Source organism: Pseudomonas deceptionensis, assembly GCF_900106095.1.
Lineage (GTDB): Bacteria > Pseudomonadota > Gammaproteobacteria > Pseudomonadales > Pseudomonadaceae > Aquipseudomonas > Aquipseudomonas deceptionensis.
In genome coordinates this window covers 4,391,469-4,409,415 of sequence record NZ_FNUD01000002.1, presented here as the reverse complement: position 1 = coordinate 4,409,415, position 17,947 = coordinate 4,391,469, and the positions used below count along the sequence as shown (strand labels likewise).

Genomic DNA, 17,947 nt, shown 5'->3' with positions numbered 1-17,947 from the left:
AAGGATTCAGGTTATGCCCGACTATCAGGCTTTTCAGGTTGAGTTAAAAGACAGCATCGCTCACGTCCAGATCAACCGGCCTGACAAGGTCAATGCGATGAATGCGGTGTTCTGGACCGAGATTATCGAGATCTTCCAGTGGATCGACGAAACCGACGCTGTGCGCGTCGTGGTGCTCAGTGGTGCGGGCAAGCACTTTTCGGCCGGTATCGACCTGATGCTCCTGGCCTCGGTGGCCAATGAGATGGGCAAGGATGTGGGGCGCAATGCCCGCTTGCTGCGGCGTAAAATCCTGCAGATGCAGGCCTCGTTCAATGCCGTCGACCAGTGCAGCAAACCTGTATTGGCGGCCATTCAGGGGTACTGCCTGGGCGGGGCGATTGACCTGATCGCTGCCTGCGACATGCGCTACGCCGCTGAGGACGCGCAGTTCTCGATCAAGGAAATCGACATGGGCATGGCCGCCGACGTGGGTACATTGCAACGTCTGCCGCGCATCATCGGTGATGGCATGCTCCGTGAGCTGGCCTATACCGGCCGGATGGTGGCCGCTGATGAGGCGCGCACTATCGGCCTGGTGAACCGGGTCTACAGTGATAAGCAGGCCTTGCTTGACGGGGTTATGGCACTCGCCCGCGAAATCGCCAGCAAATCCCCCATCGCCATCGCAGGAACCAAGCAGATGATCAGCTACATGCGCGATCACCGCGTGGATGACGGCCTGGACTATGTCGCGACGTGGAATGCGGCCATGCTTCAGTCCAACGACTTGCGGGTGGCGATGACGGCTCATATGACCAAGCAAAAACCCGAGTTTCTGGATTGACGTCTTTGTAACCTGAACAAGGATCTTTTAATGACACCGCGTTGGATCACGGCAGTACTGGATACAGACCTACCTGGCGGCTGGGCCGTGGCGCGCGGCCCCGACGGGTTTTTGATCGACGGCAATGGCCCGCTGTTTCCCCGTGAGTGGCTCAAGCGTCAGGACCTGTCGGTACTGGCCGAGCATGGCATCGGTCACCTGGACGGCGAGCCGGTGTATCTGCTGGAGCTGGACCGGGCGGCGCATATCGAGGGCTGCCACTGGCAGGGTTTGCGCGCATTCATGCTGGGCGATGATCACACCCTGTACAAAGTGCTGGGCTATGCCGCACAAATCGGCACCTGGGCTCGAGAGCATCGTTTTTGTGGCAGTTGCGGGCAGGGCATGACGCAGGTGCCGAGGGAGCGTGCGATGTATTGCGCATCGTGCGACTTGCGTAATTACCCGCGTATTTCACCGAGCATGATCGTGCTGATTACCCGGGGCGATGAAGTGCTGCTGGCGCGTTCGCCGCGCTTTGTGCCGGGGGTTTACAGCACGTTGGCGGGGTTCGCCGAACCGGGTGAGTCGGCCGAGGACTGCCTGATTCGCGAGGTGCGCGAAGAGGTGCAGGTGGAAGTCAGTAACATCCAGTATGTGGGCAGCCAATGCTGGCCGTTTCCGCATTCGATGATGCTGGGCTTTCATGCCGAATACGCGGGGGGCGAGATCGTGCCCCAGGCTGACGAGATAGAAGATGCGCAGTGGTTCAATGTGCATCATCTACCGCCGTTGCCGGCGTCGCGCTCGATTGCGCGCTATCTCATCGACTTGTATGTGGCCAGGCGTTTAGGCCATGCCGAACCAGTGCTGCCAGGCTAGGCGCACGGTCAATCCCAGTACCACGGTGATAAAGACCGGGCGGATGAATTTGGCCCCGCCGCTGATTGCGCTGCGGGCGCCAAAGAAAGCACCGACCATGACTGCAAAGCCCATGGTCAGGCCGATTACCCAGTCCACGTGCCCGGAAAATATGAACACCGACAGTGCCGCAATGTTGCTGACGAAGTTCATGCTGCGGGCCACGCCACTGGCTTTAACCAGATCGATCGGATACATCAGCATGCTGCTGACGGTCCAGAACGCACCGGTTCCAGGGCCAGCCACACCATCATAGAAACCCAGGCCCAGACCTTGCGGTAGCTGCCATTTCTTCTTGATCGGTGCATCGTTGTCGACAGGCGTTTTTGGGGTGCCGCCAAACAGCAGGTACAGCCCGCAACCAAAGACAATCACCGGCAGCATTTTGTTGAGCCATTCTGCGGGCATGTAGTGGGCGACGGTTGCACCGATCAGACTACCGATGAGGGTGCCGAAAATGGCCAGCTTCCATTCGCGCGGGTGGAACAGTTTGCGCCGGTAAAAGGTCAGGCTCGCCGTGGCGGCACCAAACGTCGAGCTGAGTTTGTTGGTGCCCAGCACCAGATGTGGCGGCAAGCCTGCGGTGAGCAGGGCAGGGGTGGTGAGCAAGCCGCCGCCGCCGGCAATGGCGTCGATAAAACCGGCAACAAAGGCAACGGCCGCCAGAATGGCGAGGGTGGTCAAATCTACGCTGAGTTCAAAAGGCATGGGATCGACTTAATTCGGCAGGACGTACAGCGCAGACGCGCGGGAAGGGCGTCATCTTACCGATATCGGGGAACAGCGGCGATAGGCCTTTAGTGCTTGATCAATGTTCGACTGGTTGCCCACCGACGATAACGGTCGTCGGGCAACTGCGGGGCTATCAATAGGCGAGAGCGCTGGCTTCAGTTCGGCGGGTGTTGACTGAAAGTGCTCCGAGTTTGATCAGGCGGGTACGTGTGACGTTACGGCTCAGCCCCAGCAGTTTGGCCGTGTGTACCTGGTTTTGATGGCAGAACTCATACGCTGTGCGTAGCAGGGCGTCTTCAACGGTTTCATGCAGGGCGCCGGGCTGTTCTTCGAACAGCTTTCTAAATGCGCGGTGCAACAAATCCTGGCCTGTGTGTGCCGCGGGTTGTGGTGTCAGGCAGTCCTGGCGCCTGCTGCGTGACGGGGACAAACGCAGGTCTTGTACCGTAATGGTCTGATTGCGGCACAGCAGCAGACTGTGATGCACGACGTTCTCAAGCTCGCGAATATTGCCCTGCCAGGGGTGATGGATGAGTACCTGTTCGGCGCACTCGCTCAGGGCTGTCGGGCCATGTTGCAAGCGTTGGCGGTAGGTTTTAAGGAAGTGCCTGGCCAGCGGCAGAATATCCCCCGGACGTTCACGCAGCGGGCGCAGCGCAAGGCTGACGACATTCAGACGGTAATACAGATCCTCACGGAAATGACCTGCATCGATGGCCTGCTCCAGATTGACGTTGGTGGCGGCCAGTACACGCACGTTTATCGGTGTACTTTTACGTGAGCCGAGCCTCACGACCTCTTGTTCTTGCAGAACGCGCAGCAGTTTCACCTGGATTGTCAGCGGCAAGTCGCCAATTTCATCCAGAAACAACGTGCCGCCATCTGCCTCCTCAAACCAGCCGGCTTTTGCCGTCAGCGCGCCAGTGAATGCTCCCTTTTCATGGCCAAACAGTTCGGCTTCGACCAGGGACTCCGCAAATGCCCCGCAGTTGACGGCTACGAATGGCCGCTGGTGGCGGTGGCTTAGCTGGTGAATATGCCGGGCGACCAGTTCTTTGCCCGTGCCGGTTTCTCCAATGATCAGCACACTGGCATCGCTGGGAGCTATTAGCTGCAAGTGCGCCAGCAAGGCCTGGGACGCAGGGTCTTCAAATACCTGCGCCGTGGCCCGGATGGAAGTGGCAAGGGCCGGGGTGGCAGGTAATGTTAATAGCTGCATGGATGCCTCCTTTTGGCAGGGGCTCTGCCCACAAAAGGAAAGCCGAAGGCAGCTTTATAAAGGCATTTTGATATTCCGTAAACTAACCTAATTCCATATTTATATATCGATATCGCATATGTGACTTGCGCCGGTACCTGTTTTTAGCGCTTTATAAGAGCCTGCTTTGTGGAAGGTCTGAATTTGGGAATACCCCTACGACTTTTCTATTGGATGTACCTTTTTTAACCTGGCTCAATCAGTTATTTCTAATGGCCGCATTTTCACGCGGTTTCACTCTCCGGCATCAAGCATGGTCTGCTGCCGGAACGCGCTCAGTGAGTTTGAACAATGAACAAGCGACCTCTTTATTTCGATTACGCGGCCACCACACCTGTGGACGCTCGTGTCATTCAGGTGATGGTCGATTGCCTGGGCTTTGAAGGCAACTTTGGTAATCCGGCCTCGGGCTCCCATGTGTTCGGCCAGCAAGCCCGGCATGCGGTAGAGCTGGCCCGTGAACAGGTAGCCCGGTTGATCAATGCCAGCCCCGATCAGATTATCTGGACCTCGGGCGCGACCGAGTCCAATAACCTGGCGCTCAAGGGTGTGGCCCAGGCCAGCGGCCAGTCCCGCGGGCATATCATCACCAGTCAGATCGAGCACAAGGCCGTTCTGGACACCGCGCGCTTTTTGCAACAGTCAGGTTTTGAAGTGACCTGCCTGGCACCCGGTGCCGATGGGCTTGTCAGCGCAGAACAGGTCGTAAATGCACTGCGTGAGGACACGCTGCTGGTATCGCTGATGCTGGTCAACAATGAGCTTGGAACGGTCAATGACATTCCGGGCATTGGCCGTCGGGTTCGCGAGCACGGAGCATTGTTCCACGTTGATGCGGCGCAGGGTGCGGGCAAGCTGGCCATCGACCTGGGTGAGTGGGCGGTAGATCTGATGTCGTTCTCCGGGCACAAGATCTATGGCCCAAAGGGGATCGGTGCCCTGTACGTCGGGCCACGTGCACAGGATCGGCTGCAGGCGCAGATTCATGGTGGTGGCCATGAGTCCGGTCTGCGTTCCGGGACCCTGGCGACTCATCAAATTGCAGGCATGGGCGCTGCCTTTGCGGTAGCCAATGAATCATTTGATCAGGAGCTCGCGCATATAGAAGGCTTGCGTCAGCGTTTGCTTGAGCAACTGGCCGATGTGCCGGGGCTGCAGTGCAATGGTTGTCCGACGCATCGAATTCCCCATACCTTGAGCCTGACCTTTAGCGAGGGTCACTTCAACAGCGCTGCGTTGAGTGCTGTGCTGGCGTATTCCGCGACGTCTGCCTGCAACTCGGCCAGCAATGCGCCGTCCCATGTGCTGCTTGCGCTGGGGCATGATGCTGACAAGGCGAGCCGAACGATCCGCTTGAGTCTTGGCCGTTTCACCTGCGAGCAGGATATAGATGTTGCAGTGAACGCGATCAAGGCTGCTGTCGCTGCGCCTGCACCGTTTTGGGCGGTTGCCCAACCTTAGTGGCTGATCCATCATCATTGGCAACGAATAAAAATTATCAGTGGTTAGCGGGAGACACAATGAGTACTCAGTCGTTGAATTCGGGATCGGTTGTACAGCGTTTGGCGCGTACCCGGGAGTTAATGAGCCAGAACGGTATCCATGCGTTGCTGGTGCCCTCGGCCGATCCCCATCTTTCGGAGTACTTGCCTGCGTATTGGCAGGGGCGTCAATGGCTGTCGGGCTTTCATGGTTCTGTCGGTACCTTGATCGTGACACCGACCTTTGCCGGGCTCTGGGCTGACAGCCGCTACTGGGAACAGGCAGGCAAGGAACTCAAAGGCAGCACCATTGAACTGGTCAAGTTGCTGCCTGGCCAGCCCGGCCCCCTGGAGTGGCTGGCTGAGCAGGTACCTGAAGGTGCAACGGTTTCGGTTGATGGCGCAGTGCTCGCGCTTGGTTCGGCACGAACACTCGAAAGCAAACTCAAGGAGCGCGGTGCGGTTTTGCGCACGGACATTGATCTGCTAAGCCAGGTTTGGGGGGATCGCCCTGCGCTCCCGGTGCAGCCGGTTTATGAGCACTTGCCGCCGCAAGCGACAGTCAGTCGGGTGGAAAAACTGGCAAAGTTGCGCGAAACACTCCAGCAGCGCAAAGCCGATGCCCATTTCATTGCCACTCTGGATGACATCGCCTGGTTGTTTAACCTGCGCGGCTCGGATGTTTCCTTTAACCCTGTTTTCGTTTCGTTTGCATTGATCGAGCCTGACCAGGCCACCCTGTTTCTGGATCTGGGCAAAGTCACTGCCGAACTGCGCGGGATACTTGAGCGTGAGGGCGTGGCACTGCGTAATTACGCCGAGATCAATTCGGCGCTGGCGTCTTTGCCGGCCTCAACCCGCTTGCTGGTGGATCCTGCGCGAGTGACCTGCGGGCTGCTCGGCCACCTGAAGCCTGAAGTGAAGCTGGTCGAAGGTTTGAATCCGACTACCCTGGCCAAGTCGCAAAAGAGCCTTGATGACGCGTTCCATATCCGTCAGGCCATGGAGCAGGATGGTGCTGCCCTCTGTGAGTTCTTTGCCTGGCTGGAAGTTGCCCTTGGGTGTGAGGTCGTGACCGAGCTGACGATTGACGAGCAACTGACCGCTGCCCGTGCCCGTCGCCCGGACTTTGTATCGCTGAGCTTCAATACCATTGCCGCTTTCAATGCCAATGGCGCAATGCCGCATTATCACGCAACCGAGCAAGAGCATGCGGTGATTGAGGGCGACGGCTTGCTGCTGATCGACTCCGGTGGTCAGTACTTGGGGGGTACAACCGATATCACGCGCATGGTGCCTGTCGGCACACCCACCCTCGAGCAAAAACACGACTGCACGCGCGTACTTAAAGGTGTGATTGCCTTGTCCAGGGCGCAATTCCCGAAAGGAATCCTGTCACCTCTGCTGGACTCGATTGCAAGGGCGCCGATTTGGGCTGAGAGCGTCGACTACGGGCACGGGACGGGGCATGGCGTCGGTTATTTTCTGAATGTGCATGAAGGGCCACAGGTTATTGCCTATCAAGCTGCGGCTGCACCGCACACGGCCATGCAACCGGGGATGATTACCTCGATTGAGCCCGGGACGTATCGTCCGGGTCGTTGGGGGGTACGAATTGAGAACCTGGTGTTGAATCGTGAGGCGGGGACTTCGGAGTTCGGAGCGTTCCTGAAGTTTGAAACCCTGACACTGTGCCCGATTGATACGCGCTGCCTGGAACCTTCATTGCTGACGCATGAGGAACTGGAGTGGTTTGATGCATATCACCTGCAGGTTCGCGAGCGTTTGAGTCCACTGCTTGAAGGGGCTGCACTTGAGTGGTTGCTGGCGCGTACTGCGCCACTGTCTATAGCAGCCTGATATTCATGCCATGCAGTCGGCCTGGCCGACCGCATGGCATGAGGTAGCTACTTGCAGATGACGATCATGCTGCGGCTGGTATAGCCTGCTGGATTCAAGCCAAACGGGTAATCCCCGGGCTCTTCGGCAGCATCACCCGATTTGGCAACCACGCGGTAGCCCTTGCTTCCACAGGACTTGTCGGCTTCGGCATAGCACTTGTTCCACGATGAGGACAATCCAGAGCAATTGATATGCAAGCCTCGCTTGCCATGTTTGACGGCGGTTTCCGAGGTTGCAGCGCAGCCGGTTACAGCGAGCACGGCTAAAGCTACCAAAATTCGTTTCATTCCTGTCCTTAAGCGTTTGCGTCGGATTTTCGGGATGCGTGTATCGGCGACCATCTCTCCATGGCACTGGTGGACATCCTTATCCGAAATCAGCCCTGCTGACACTCAGGGGACAAACATCCCTTAAATGAGAGTCAATTACCAGAGTTGTGTCAAATAGGTGACTTTTTGTCGGTAACCACCGGCGTTGAGTGGTTGCGCATCGTCAAGGTCGCACCGATGGAAGCCATTATGATGCAGGAGATGGCCATCCATTGTGTAAATGACAATACCTCATTAAGGAACAGCAGCCCCGACAGCGCCCCGAAGGCTGGCTCTATGCTCATGAGAGTGCCGAATGTGCGAGTGGGCATGCGCGTAAGGGCAATCATCTCTAGCGTATAGGGTATGGCCGTCGACATCAGGGCTACGGCAATTGCTATCGGGATCAGGCTGGGGGTGAATAAAGCGGCCCCGGCGTGAGCAACACCGATAGGCGCGATAAACAGCGCAGCGATAATTACACCCAAAGCCGCCGTCTGAACGCCGTTGTCAGCACCGGCTCTCTGCCCATATAGAATGTACAGCGCCCAACAAACCCCGGCGCTTAGTGCGTAGGCAGCACCTTCGGGGTCGATTCCCTGGGTGCTTTCACCTATGGGTATCAGTAGTAGCAGCCCCGTGATGGCCAGGCCAATCCATGCGAAGTCGATCGGTCTGCGGGAGGTATAAATGGCCACAGCCAAAGGCCCCGTGAACTCCAGAGCGACGGCAATGCCCAGTGGAACGCTGCGCAGTGACATATAGAAGAGGAAATTCATTCCCCCCAGGGCTATCCCGTACACCAAAACGGTCTTCAAGGACTTTGCGGTGAACTTGGCTCTCCAGGGGCGCAGTATCAACAGCATGATGATACTGGCGAATACCAGTCGAAGGCTGGTTGTACCCTGGGCTCCAACAATGGGGAACATGCTTTTGGCCAGCGATGCGCCGGATTGTATTGAGGCCATGGCTATAAGCAGCAGGCCGACAGGGAATAGCGTCGAGAAGAGGCTATGGGGAAGCTTGGTCATTAAGGAGTGTGCCCGGGGTGTGGAAGTCAGGAGGTCTGGCATCATGCTTAAGTAATGCTGGATGTGCAATATAGTGCGCACATTGAGGGGGCTTTCTCTCTATAGAGCTTCACTCTGCAATAGTTTCAATTAATGCTTGACTTAGAATTCTGACGGCCTATAATTCGCGCCTCTTCCGGCACAGTAGAAACGGAAAACTCCTTGAGTTTCAATGAGTTGTATCTGTTTTCGAGAGTGCCAGCTTCAAGTCATCGAAGCAGGAAATAAGGTGTTGACAGCAGCGTGTAACGCTGTAGAATTCGCCTCCCGCTAACGAGAGATCGAAAGCGCAAGTGGTTGATGTTACAGGGGAAACTTTGAAAACATCTTAAAATAACCGCTTGACAGCAACAGAGGCTGCTGTAGAATACGCGCCTCGGTTCAGCGAAAGCTAAACCAACCGCTCTTTAACAACTGAATCAAGCAATTCGTGTGGGTGCTTGTGGAGTCAGACTGATAGTCAACAAGATTATCAGCATCACAAGTTACTCCGCGAGAAATCAAAGATGTAACCAACGATTGCTGAGCCAAGTTTAGGGTTTCTTAAAAACCCAAAGATGTTTGAACTGAAGAGTTTGATCATGGCTCAGATTGAACGCTGGCGGCAGGCCTAACACATGCAAGTCGAGCGGTAGAGAGGTGCTTGCACCTCTTGAGAGCGGCGGACGGGTGAGTAATATCTAGGAATCTGCCTGGTAGTGGGGGATAACGTTCGGAAACGGACGCTAATACCGCATACGTCCTACGGGAGAAAGCAGGGGACCTTCGGGCCTTGCGCTATCAGATGAGCCTAGATCGGATTAGCTAGTTGGTGAGGTAATGGCTCACCAAGGCTACGATCCGTAACTGGTCTGAGAGGATGATCAGTCACACTGGAACTGAGACACGGTCCAGACTCCTACGGGAGGCAGCAGTGGGGAATATTGGACAATGGGCGAAAGCCTGATCCAGCCATGCCGCGTGTGTGAAGAAGGTCTTCGGATTGTAAAGCACTTTAAGTTGGGAGGAAGGGCAGTTACCTAATACGTGATTGTCTTGACGTTACCGACAGAATAAGCACCGGCTAACTCTGTGCCAGCAGCCGCGGTAATACAGAGGGTGCAAGCGTTAATCGGAATTACTGGGCGTAAAGCGCGCGTAGGTGGTTTGTTAAGTTGAATGTGAAATCCCCGGGCTCAACCTGGGAACTGCATCCAAAACTGGCAAGCTAGAGTATGGTAGAGGGTAGTGGAATTTCCTGTGTAGCGGTGAAATGCGTAGATATAGGAAGGAACACCAGTGGCGAAGGCGACTACCTGGACTGATACTGACACTGAGGTGCGAAAGCGTGGGGAGCAAACAGGATTAGATACCCTGGTAGTCCACGCCGTAAACGATGTCAACTAGCCGTTGGGAGTCTTGAACTCTTAGTGGCGCAGCTAACGCATTAAGTTGACCGCCTGGGGAGTACGGCCGCAAGGTTAAAACTCAAATGAATTGACGGGGGCCCGCACAAGCGGTGGAGCATGTGGTTTAATTCGAAGCAACGCGAAGAACCTTACCAGGCCTTGACATCCAATGAACTTTCTAGAGATAGATTGGTGCCTTCGGGAACATTGAGACAGGTGCTGCATGGCTGTCGTCAGCTCGTGTCGTGAGATGTTGGGTTAAGTCCCGTAACGAGCGCAACCCTTGTCCTTAGTTACCAGCACGTAATGGTGGGCACTCTAAGGAGACTGCCGGTGACAAACCGGAGGAAGGTGGGGATGACGTCAAGTCATCATGGCCCTTACGGCCTGGGCTACACACGTGCTACAATGGTCGGTACAAAGGGTTGCCAAGCCGCGAGGTGGAGCTAATCCCATAAAACCGATCGTAGTCCGGATCGCAGTCTGCAACTCGACTGCGTGAAGTCGGAATCGCTAGTAATCGTGAATCAGAATGTCACGGTGAATACGTTCCCGGGCCTTGTACACACCGCCCGTCACACCATGGGAGTGGGTTGCACCAGAAGTAGCTAGTCTAACCCTCGGGAGGACGGTTACCACGGTGTGATTCATGACTGGGGTGAAGTCGTAACAAGGTAGCCGTAGGGGAACCTGCGGCTGGATCACCTCCTTAATCGACGACATCAGCTGCTCCATAAGTTCCCACACGAATTGCTTGATTCATTGTAGAAGACGATAACTGCAGAGTCGCTCTGTGGTTTTTCTGTCGTAAAGCTTAGAAATGAGCATTCCATCAAACGATGGTGAATGTTGATTTCTGATCTTTTGATTAGATCGTTCTTTAAAAATTTGGGTATGTAATAGAAAGTTAGACTGGATAACACTTTCACTGGTGTTTATTCAGGCTAAGGTAAAATTTGTGAACGTTCTTAATTGAACATGCGAATTTTCGGCGAATGTCGTCTTCATAGTATAACCAGATTGCTTGGGGTTATATGGTCAAGTGAAGAAGCGCATACGGTGGATGCCTTGGCAGTCAGAGGCGATGAAAGACGTGGTAGCCTGCGAAAAGCTTCGGGGAGTCGGCAAACAGACTTTGATCCGGAGATGTCTGAATGGGGGAACCCACCTAACATAAGTTAGGTATCTTAAGCTGAATACATAGGCTTAAGAAGCGAACCAGGGGAACTGAAACATCTAAGTACCCTGAGGAAAAGAAATCAACCGAGATTCCCTTAGTAGTGGCGAGCGAACGGGGACCAGCCCTTAAGCTGTATTGATGTTAGCGGAACGCTCTGGAAAGTGCGGCCATAGTGGGTGATAGCCCTGTACGCGAAAACATCTTTGCAGTGAAATCGAGTAGGACGGAGCACGAGAAACTTTGTCTGAATATGGGGGGACCATCCTCCAAGGCTAAATACTACTGACTGACCGATAGTGAACTAGTACCGTGAGGGAAAGGCGAAAAGAACCCCGGAGAGGGGAGTGAAATAGATCCTGAAACCGTATGCGTACAAGCAGTGGGAGCCTACTTTGTTGGGTGACTGCGTACCTTTTGTATAATGGGTCAGCGACTTATTTTCAGTGGCAAGCTTAACCGAATAGGGGAGGCGTAGCGAAAGCGAGTCTTAATAGGGCGTCTAGTCGCTGGGAATAGACCCGAAACCGGGCGATCTATCCATGGGCAGGTTGAAGGTTGGGTAACACTAACTGGAGGACCGAACCGACTACCGTTGAAAAGTTAGCGGATGACCTGTGGATCGGAGTGAAAGGCTAATCAAGCTCGGAGATAGCTGGTTCTCCTCGAAAGCTATTTAGGTAGCGCCTCATGTATCACTGTAGGGGGTAGAGCACTGTTTCGGCTAGGGGGCCATCCCGGCTTACCAAACCGATGCAAACTCCGAATACCTACAAGTGCCGAGCATGGGAGACACACGGCGGGTGCTAACGTCCGTCGTGAAAAGGGAAACAACCCAGACCGTCAGCTAAGGTCCCAAAGTTATGGTTAAGTGGGAAACGATGTGGGAAGGCTTAGACAGCTAGGAGGTTGGCTTAGAAGCAGCCACCCTTTAAAGAAAGCGTAATAGCTCACTAGTCGAGTCGGCCTGCGCGGAAGATTTAACGGGGCTCAAACCATACACCGAAGCTACGGGTATCACTTAGGTGATGCGGTAGAGGAGCGTTCTGTAAGCCTGTGAAGGTGAGTTGAGAAGCTTGCTGGAGGTATCAGAAGTGCGAATGCTGACATGAGTAACGATAATGGGTGTGAAAAACACCCACGCCGAAAGACCAAGGTTTCCTGCGCAACGTTAATCGACGCAGGGTTAGTCGGTCCCTAAGGCGAGGCTGAAAAGCGTAGTCGATGGAAAACAGGTTAATATTCCTGTACTTCTGGTTATTGCGATGGAGGGACGGAGAAGGCTAGGCCAGCTTGGCGTTGGTTGTCCAAGTTTAAGGTGGTAGGCTGGAATCTTAGGTAAATCCGGGATTCTAAGGCCGAGAGCTGATGACGAGTTGTCTTTTAGACAACGAAGTGGTTGATGCCATGCTTCCAAGAAAAGCTTCTAAGCTTCAGGTAACCAGGAACCGTACCCCAAACCGACACAGGTGGTTGGGTAGAGAATACCAAGGCGCTTGAGAGAACTCGGGTGAAGGAACTAGGCAAAATGGCACCGTAACTTCGGGAGAAGGTGCGCCGGTGAGGGTGAAGCATTTACTGCGTAAGCCCATGCCGGTCGAAGATACCAGGCCGCTGCGACTGTTTATTAAAAACACAGCACTCTGCAAACACGAAAGTGGACGTATAGGGTGTGACGCCTGCCCGGTGCCGGAAGGTTAATTGATGGGGTTAGCTAACGCGAAGCTCTTGATCGAAGCCCCGGTAAACGGCGGCCGTAACTATAACGGTCCTAAGGTAGCGAAATTCCTTGTCGGGTAAGTTCCGACCTGCACGAATGGCGTAACGATGGCGGCGCTGTCTCCACCCGAGACTCAGTGAAATTGAAATCGCTGTGAAGATGCAGTGTATCCGCGGCTAGACGGAAAGACCCCGTGAACCTTTACTATAGCTTTGCACTGGACTTTGAATTTGCTTGTGTAGGATAGGTGGGAGGCTTTGAAGTGTGAACGCCAGTTTGCATGGAGCCAACCTTGAAATACCACCCTGGCAACTTTGAGGTTCTAACTCAGGTCCGTTATCCGGATCGAGGACAGTGTATGGTGGGTAGTTTGACTGGGGCGGTCTCCTCCTAAAGAGTAACGGAGGAGTACGAAGGTGCGCTCAGACCGGTCGGAAATCGGTCGTAGAGTATAAAGGCAAAAGCGCGCTTGACTGCGAGACAGACACGTCGAGCAGGTACGAAAGTAGGTCTTAGTGATCCGGTGGTTCTGTATGGAAGGGCCATCGCTCAACGGATAAAAGGTACTCCGGGGATAACAGGCTGATACCGCCCAAGAGTTCATATCGACGGCGGTGTTTGGCACCTCGATGTCGGCTCATCACATCCTGGGGCTGAAGCCGGTCCCAAGGGTATGGCTGTTCGCCATTTAAAGTGGTACGCGAGCTGGGTTTAGAACGTCGTGAGACAGTTCGGTCCCTATCTGCCGTGGACGTTTGAGATTTGAGAGGGGCTGCTCCTAGTACGAGAGGACCGGAGTGGACGAACCTCTGGTGTTCCGGTTGTCACGCCAGTGGCATTGCCGGGTAGCTATGTTCGGGAAAGATAACCGCTGAAAGCATCTAAGCGGGAAACTTGCCTCAAGATGAGATCTCACTGGAACCTTGAGTTCCCTAAAGGGCCGTCGAAGACTACGACGTTGATAGGTTGGGTGTGTAAGCGCTGTGAGGCGTTGAGCTAACCAATACTAATTGCCCGTGAGGCTTGACCATATAACACCCAAGCAATTTGCGTCGAAGAGACCAGATTGCGGTGTGTGAAGACGATACAAACCGAAAGTTTGCGACTCACAAAACACCACTCTATTACATACCCATTCGCTGGAGCGTGAACCGAAAGGTAAACGACCTGGCTACCGAATTTCTTGACGACCATAGAGCATTGGAACCACCTGATCCCATCCCGAACTCAGTAGTGAAACGATGCATCGCCGATGGTAGTGTGGGGTTTCCCCATGTGAGAGTAGGTCATCGTCAAGATTAAATTCCAAACCCCCTGTCTGCTAACGCAGACAGGGGGTTTGTTTTTGTGCCGAGAAAAGTACCGCCCAGCTTGGCGCGATAAGCGAAACGTCCTCGACCTTATCCCATAGCTCTTCCATATAACTGGCTTGCAGCGTCCATTTTTCGAAAGCTAAAAAAAACCACCTCGAAAGGTGGTTTTTTTTAGCATGCGATTCAGTCACCGTAGTAGATACAGCCACTGGTGCAGGTTTCATGAATTCGGATCGCGGACAGTTCTGGAAGCAAAGGCTTGAGCTGTTGCCAGATCCACTTGGCCAGCACTTCGCTGGTTGGATTTTCCAGACCCGGGATATCGTTCAGGTAATTATGATCAAGCCGTTCATAGAGTGGTTTGAAAATCGCTTTGATTTCCGAAAAGTCACGGATCCAGCCTGTCGCAGGGTCGATGTCGCCGCTCAAATGGATCGCCACTTTGAAGGAGTGACCATGTAAACGGCCGCATTTATGACCTTCAGGAACATAAGGCAGGCGATGCGCAGATTCGAAAGTAAACTCTTTGAAAATTTCCACAGTGTTTATAGCTCTTGAAGAGGTGACAATCGCCTGGGCGATGAATACAGGGCCGCAGTTTAGCAGTTAACGCTCAGTGCAGGTGTATAGCTCCCCACGATCACTGCGCAATCGGGGAGGGCGCTGCCAATTCAGCTTCAATTAAGGCAGTAGCGCTATGATTGATGCCTTTGATCTGGCAAGAATGACATTGAACGGAGGCCTTTTAGGCAAGTGATGACAGTGAACGTACGAGTTGGCGGATTTTTCGTGCTGATGCTTTCTGCTTTCTGTTCTTTGGCTATTGCGCGGGAATTGGGGCAAGACGAGGCGCTGCGTTTGCGTGAGCAAGGTCTTATCCAGCCTCTGGAGCAATTGCTGCAAACAGCCCTCGCGCGCCATCCGGGTGCAAAGCTGCTGGAAGTGGAGCTGGAGGAGGATGACGATGTTTATGTCTACGAAGTTGAGTTGCTTGCGCCCGATGGCGTAGTACGCGAAATCAAGCTGAATGCCAGTAATGGTCAATTGCTCAAAGATGAGGTGGATGATTAATGCGGTTGCTGTTGGTAGAAGATCATGTGCCCTTGGCCGACGAACTGATGGCTGGTTTAGCCCGACTGGGTTATGCGGTTGATTGGTTGGCCGATGGCCGTGATGCCCTGTACCAGGGGCAAAGTGAACCGTATGACTTGATTATTCTTGATCTGGGTTTGCCCGGATTGCCCGGTCTTGATGTGCTCAAACAATGGCGCGCTCAAGGGCTGACTACGCCCGTACTGATTCTGACGGCCCGTGGTTCATGGTCTGAGCGAATTGAGGGCCTTAAAGCCGGTGCTGATGATTATGTGACCAAGCCTTTTCATCCCGAAGAATTGCAGTTGCGGGTGCAGGCGCTGTTACGCCGCGCTCACGGTCAATCGAATCAGCCTTTACTGAAGGCTGCGGGGCTGCAACTGGATGAGGCCCGTCAATGTGTGGTCAATGATGGCGCGGAGGTACAGCTGACCGCGGCCGAGTTTCGTCTTTTGCGATATTTCATGTTGCATCCGCAGCAAATTCTTTCAAAAAGCCATTTGGCTGAGCATCTCTATGACGGTGAGACCGAACGGGACTCCAATGTGCTGGAGGTTCATGTGAACCATCTGCGTCGCAAGCTTGGGCGAGAGGTGATCGAAACCCGTCGTGGACAAGGTTATATTTTCGGCGCGGGCAGTCAGTGAAATCCATACAGAGGCGTTTGAGCCTTGGTTTGGTCAGTGTTCTGTTGGTTGCTGGCCTTGTCGTAGGGCAGGTCAGTCTCTTGCTATTTGAAAATGGCCTTCAACGTTACCTGGAATCAGGCCTGAGAAACGACAGCGAGAACCTGCTGATAGCATTGACCCGTGGCCCCCAAGGCTTGCAGCTCGATGAGCGACGGCTGTCACCTGCGTATCATCGGCCATTTTCCGGGCACTACTTCAGTATCGAGTTTGGTGATATTCACTGGCGCTCGCGTTCGCTGTGGGACGCTCACTTACCGCGGCCCAGCCAACCAGGGTTGAGCAGCGAGTTACAGCCTGGCCCCGAAGGGCAGATGTTGCTGGTCCTGCGCAGTGACTATCGGCGCCTTGGCCAGGCGGTCTCCATCAGCGTTGCCCAGGACTACACACCCATACGTGAAAGCTTCAGTCAGGTTCAGCGGATTGGTCTGGGGATGGGGGTCTTGGCCCTGATTATTGTGTTGCTGTTGCAGCGAATCACTGTCCGTCGGGCTCTGCGACCGCTGGAGACGGCACGCAAACAGATTGCCCAGTTGCAATCGGGGCAGCGCTCAAAGCTTGATGCACAGGTGCCGCTTGAACTTGAGCCTTTGGTCACGCAGATAAACCATTTGCTGGCCCATACCGAAGACAACCTCAAACGCTCGCGCAATGCGCTGGGTAATCTGGGGCACGCATTAAAAACGCCGCTGGCTGTGCTGATCAGCTTGGCCAATGATCCACGGCTCGCTGCTTACCCTCAAATCCAGAACACACTCCGGGAACAGTTGGAGCAGATACAGCAACGCATGGGGCGAGAGCTCAATCGTGCTCGCCTGGCCGGTGATGCCTTGCCAGGCGCCCAGTTTGATGCCGATGCCGAGTTACCGGGGCTACTGGCGACCCTTGGCATGATTCACGGCGAGCACCTGGAACTGATGCTCAAAATGCATCCCGGGCTGCATTTGCCCTGGGATCGTGAGGATATGCTCGAATTGCTCGGCAATCTCTTGGATAACGCCTGCAAATGGGCCGATTCCCGTGTCGAGTTGCGTGTTGCTCAAACACCCGGCGGGTTCGTGATTGAGGTGCAGGATGATGGCCCAGGCATCCCTGAGATTGAGCGCGATCAGGTGATCAGTCGAGGGGTGCGACTGGACGAGCAAACCAGTGGCCATGGCCTGGGCTTGGGCATAGTGCGAGACATCGTTGATGCCTGGGAAGGGCAGATGGAACTTGAGACGGGTGCATTGGGCGGGCTGTTGGTAAGGATCAACCTCCCGGGGCGTGCGTCAAAGGCGACAACGGCGTAAAGCCTGTCGTCGCCCCAAACGCAGTACGTCAGACGCGAAACTGATCCATCAGCGTTTGCTGTTGGTTGGCCAGCGAGTTCAGTGACTGGCTGACCCGCGCAGATTCATTGGCCTGTTCGGACAATGACTCTGTTACATCGCGAATAGTTGCAATGTTGTTGTTGATCTCTTCCGCCACCGCACTCTGCTCTTCCGCGGCGCTGGCAATCTGCAGGTTCATGTCGGTAATGACCGTCACGGCATTGCCGATTTGCTGCAAGGCAGTCACTGCTTGCCCTACCTGTTCGACACTGCCCTGGGCCTGGCGATGGCTGTTGTTCATGGAACTCACCACTTCTTGAGTGCCGGCTTGCAGTTGTTCGATCACCTGGCGGGTTTCCTCGACGGACTCCTGGGTCCGGCGCGCCAGGTTACGCACCTCGTCAGCCACCACCGCAAAACCGCGCCCGGCTTCGCCTGCTCGTGCCGCTTCGATCGCAGCGTTCAGGGCGAGCAAGTTGGTCTGTTCGGCAATCGCACGAATCACTTCCAGTACCGAACCAATCTTCTCGCTATTGGCAGCCAGCCCTTCAACCTGGGCCATGGCCTCACTCATGTCGGCGGCCAGATGATCGATGCTGGTGGTGGTGCGGTCGATGATGGTGAGCCCCTGGCGTGTTGCCTGATCAGCATCACGAGCGGCCTGGGCCGCCTGAGCCGCACTGCGGGCGACATCTTGCGCCGTGGCGCTCATCTCGTGGGAGGCCGTGGCTGCCTGATCGACCTGACGGTACTGTTGCTCCATGCCGGCACTGGTCTGTGT

At 54.8% G+C, this 17,947-nt stretch carries 13 protein-coding genes and 3 rRNA genes; 10 read left to right on the top strand and 6 right to left on the bottom strand.

Annotated elements, in window-relative coordinates:
- Positions 1-13: 13 nt before the first annotated feature.
- On the top strand, positions 14-826 hold the full coding sequence (locus tag BLW11_RS20410) for a crotonase/enoyl-CoA hydratase family protein (RefSeq protein ID WP_048359563.1): 813 nt from the start codon (positions 14-16) through the stop codon (positions 824-826).
- Between the two features lie 30 nt (positions 827-856).
- A complete protein-coding gene (nudC, locus tag BLW11_RS20405; protein ID WP_048359562.1) occupies positions 857-1,687 on the top strand; it encodes an NAD(+) diphosphatase in 831 nt (276 codons plus the stop codon).
- On the opposite strand, the gene BLW11_RS20400 is transcribed toward nudC, so the two are convergent.
- Together BLW11_RS20400 and BLW11_RS20395 are read right to left on the bottom strand one after the other, a co-directional pair.
- On the bottom strand, positions 1,655-2,434 hold the full coding sequence (locus tag BLW11_RS20400) for a TSUP family transporter (RefSeq protein ID WP_048359561.1): 780 nt from the start codon (positions 2,432-2,434) through the stop codon (positions 1,655-1,657). The two genes, nudC and BLW11_RS20400, sit on opposite strands and share 33 nt — an antisense overlap.
- 157 nt (positions 2,435-2,591) lie before the next feature.
- On the bottom strand, positions 2,592-3,677 hold the full coding sequence (locus BLW11_RS20395; protein WP_048359560.1) for a sigma-54 interaction domain-containing protein: 1,086 nt from the start codon (positions 3,675-3,677) through the stop codon (positions 2,592-2,594).
- Positions 3,678-4,007: 330 nt separating this feature from the next.
- Between BLW11_RS20395 and BLW11_RS20390 the strand changes: the two genes are divergently transcribed.
- Positions 4,008-5,177, top strand: a complete 1,170-nt coding sequence (locus BLW11_RS20390; protein ID WP_048359559.1) for a cysteine desulfurase family protein — start codon at positions 4,008-4,010, stop codon at positions 5,175-5,177.
- Between the two features lie 59 nt (positions 5,178-5,236).
- A complete protein-coding gene (locus BLW11_RS20385; RefSeq protein WP_048359558.1) occupies positions 5,237-7,057 on the top strand; it encodes an aminopeptidase P family protein in 1,821 nt (606 codons plus the stop codon).
- Positions 7,058-7,104: 47 nt separating this feature from the next.
- Here the strand turns inward: BLW11_RS20385 and BLW11_RS20380 are convergent, their stop codons facing one another.
- Together BLW11_RS20380 and rhtA are read right to left on the bottom strand one after the other, a co-directional pair.
- Positions 7,105-7,386 carry a hypothetical protein gene (locus BLW11_RS20380; RefSeq protein WP_048359557.1) on the bottom strand — a complete coding sequence of 94 codons (282 nt, stop codon included), beginning with the start codon at positions 7,384-7,386 and terminating at the stop codon, positions 7,105-7,107.
- Between the two features lie 152 nt (positions 7,387-7,538).
- Positions 7,539-8,438 carry a threonine/homoserine exporter RhtA gene (gene rhtA / locus BLW11_RS20375; RefSeq protein WP_048360175.1) on the bottom strand — a complete coding sequence of 300 codons (900 nt, stop codon included), beginning with the start codon at positions 8,436-8,438 and terminating at the stop codon, positions 7,539-7,541.
- 602 nt (positions 8,439-9,040) lie between these two features.
- On the opposite strand from rhtA, the gene BLW11_RS20365 reads away from it, so the two are divergent.
- The 3 genes from BLW11_RS20365 to rrf all read left to right on the top strand — a co-directional run bounded on the left by BLW11_RS20365 (position 9,041) and on the right by rrf (position 14,060).
- Positions 9,041-10,577, top strand: a 16S ribosomal RNA gene (locus BLW11_RS20365).
- 324 nt (positions 10,578-10,901) lie between these two features.
- Positions 10,902-13,793 (top strand): 23S ribosomal RNA (locus BLW11_RS20360).
- A gap of 151 nt (positions 13,794-13,944) precedes the next feature.
- Positions 13,945-14,060, top strand: a 5S ribosomal RNA gene (gene rrf, locus BLW11_RS20355).
- Together the 16S, 23S and 5S rRNA genes form the textbook arrangement of a ribosomal RNA operon.
- A 198-nt stretch (positions 14,061-14,258) precedes the next feature.
- Here the strand turns inward: rrf and queD are convergent.
- Positions 14,259-14,615 (bottom strand): 6-carboxytetrahydropterin synthase QueD, encoded by a 357-nt coding sequence (gene queD / locus BLW11_RS20350; RefSeq protein ID WP_082136262.1) that lies wholly within the window; start codon positions 14,613-14,615, stop codon positions 14,259-14,261.
- Positions 14,616-14,831: 216 nt separating this feature from the next.
- Here queD and BLW11_RS20345 point away from each other — a divergent pair, with 216 nt between their 5' ends.
- Genes BLW11_RS20345 through BLW11_RS20335 form a run of 3 tightly spaced genes read left to right on the top strand, consistent with a single transcriptional unit; the run spans position 14,832 to position 17,145 of the window.
- Positions 14,832-15,146 carry a PepSY domain-containing protein gene (locus tag BLW11_RS20345; RefSeq protein WP_048360654.1) on the top strand — a complete coding sequence of 105 codons (315 nt, stop codon included), beginning with the start codon at positions 14,832-14,834 and terminating at the stop codon, positions 15,144-15,146.
- Positions 15,146-15,814 (top strand): response regulator transcription factor, encoded by a 669-nt coding sequence (locus BLW11_RS20340; protein ID WP_048360655.1) that lies wholly within the window; start codon positions 15,146-15,148, stop codon positions 15,812-15,814. Before BLW11_RS20345 ends, BLW11_RS20340 begins: the two co-directional genes overlap by 1 nt.
- On the top strand, positions 15,811-17,145 hold the full coding sequence (locus BLW11_RS20335; RefSeq protein ID WP_048360656.1) for an ATP-binding protein: 1,335 nt from the start codon (positions 15,811-15,813) through the stop codon (positions 17,143-17,145). Before BLW11_RS20340 ends, BLW11_RS20335 begins: the two co-directional genes overlap by 4 nt.
- Before the next feature lie 28 nt (positions 17,146-17,173).
- On the opposite strand, the gene BLW11_RS24320 is transcribed toward BLW11_RS20335, so the two are convergent.
- Positions 17,174-17,929 (bottom strand): methyl-accepting chemotaxis protein, encoded by a 756-nt coding sequence (locus BLW11_RS24320; RefSeq protein ID WP_420912227.1) that lies wholly within the window; start codon positions 17,927-17,929, stop codon positions 17,174-17,176.
- Between the last annotated feature and the right edge of the window lie 18 nt (positions 17,930-17,947).

What these genes read in the sequence shown, in the direction of transcription:
- BLW11_RS20345 (WP_048360654.1), top strand. Translation starts at nt 14,832, where the DNA reads ATGACAGTGAACGTACGAGTTGGCGGATTTTTCGTGCTGATGCTTTCT.
- BLW11_RS20410 (WP_048359563.1), top strand. Translation starts at nt 14, where the DNA reads ATGCCCGACTATCAGGCTTTTCAGGTTGAGTTAAAAGACAGCATCGCT.
- BLW11_RS20395 (WP_048359560.1), bottom strand. Translation starts at nt 3,677, where the DNA reads ATGCAGCTATTAACATTACCTGCCACCCCGGCCCTTGCCACTTCCATC.
- rhtA (WP_048360175.1), bottom strand. Translation starts at nt 8,438, where the DNA reads ATGACCAAGCTTCCCCATAGCCTCTTCTCGACGCTATTCCCTGTCGGC.
- BLW11_RS20380 (WP_048359557.1), bottom strand. Translation starts at nt 7,386, where the DNA reads ATGAAACGAATTTTGGTAGCTTTAGCCGTGCTCGCTGTAACCGGCTGC.
- BLW11_RS20385 (WP_048359558.1), top strand. Translation starts at nt 5,237, where the DNA reads ATGAGTACTCAGTCGTTGAATTCGGGATCGGTTGTACAGCGTTTGGCG.
- BLW11_RS20400 (WP_048359561.1), bottom strand. Translation starts at nt 2,434, where the DNA reads ATGCCTTTTGAACTCAGCGTAGATTTGACCACCCTCGCCATTCTGGCG.
- BLW11_RS20340 (WP_048360655.1), top strand. Translation starts at nt 15,146, where the DNA reads ATGCGGTTGCTGTTGGTAGAAGATCATGTGCCCTTGGCCGACGAACTG.
- nudC (WP_048359562.1), top strand. Translation starts at nt 857, where the DNA reads ATGACACCGCGTTGGATCACGGCAGTACTGGATACAGACCTACCTGGC.
- BLW11_RS20390 (WP_048359559.1), top strand. Translation starts at nt 4,008, where the DNA reads ATGAACAAGCGACCTCTTTATTTCGATTACGCGGCCACCACACCTGTG.
- BLW11_RS24320 (WP_420912227.1), bottom strand. Translation starts at nt 17,929, where the DNA reads ATGGAGCAACAGTACCGTCAGGTCGATCAGGCAGCCACGGCCTCCCAC.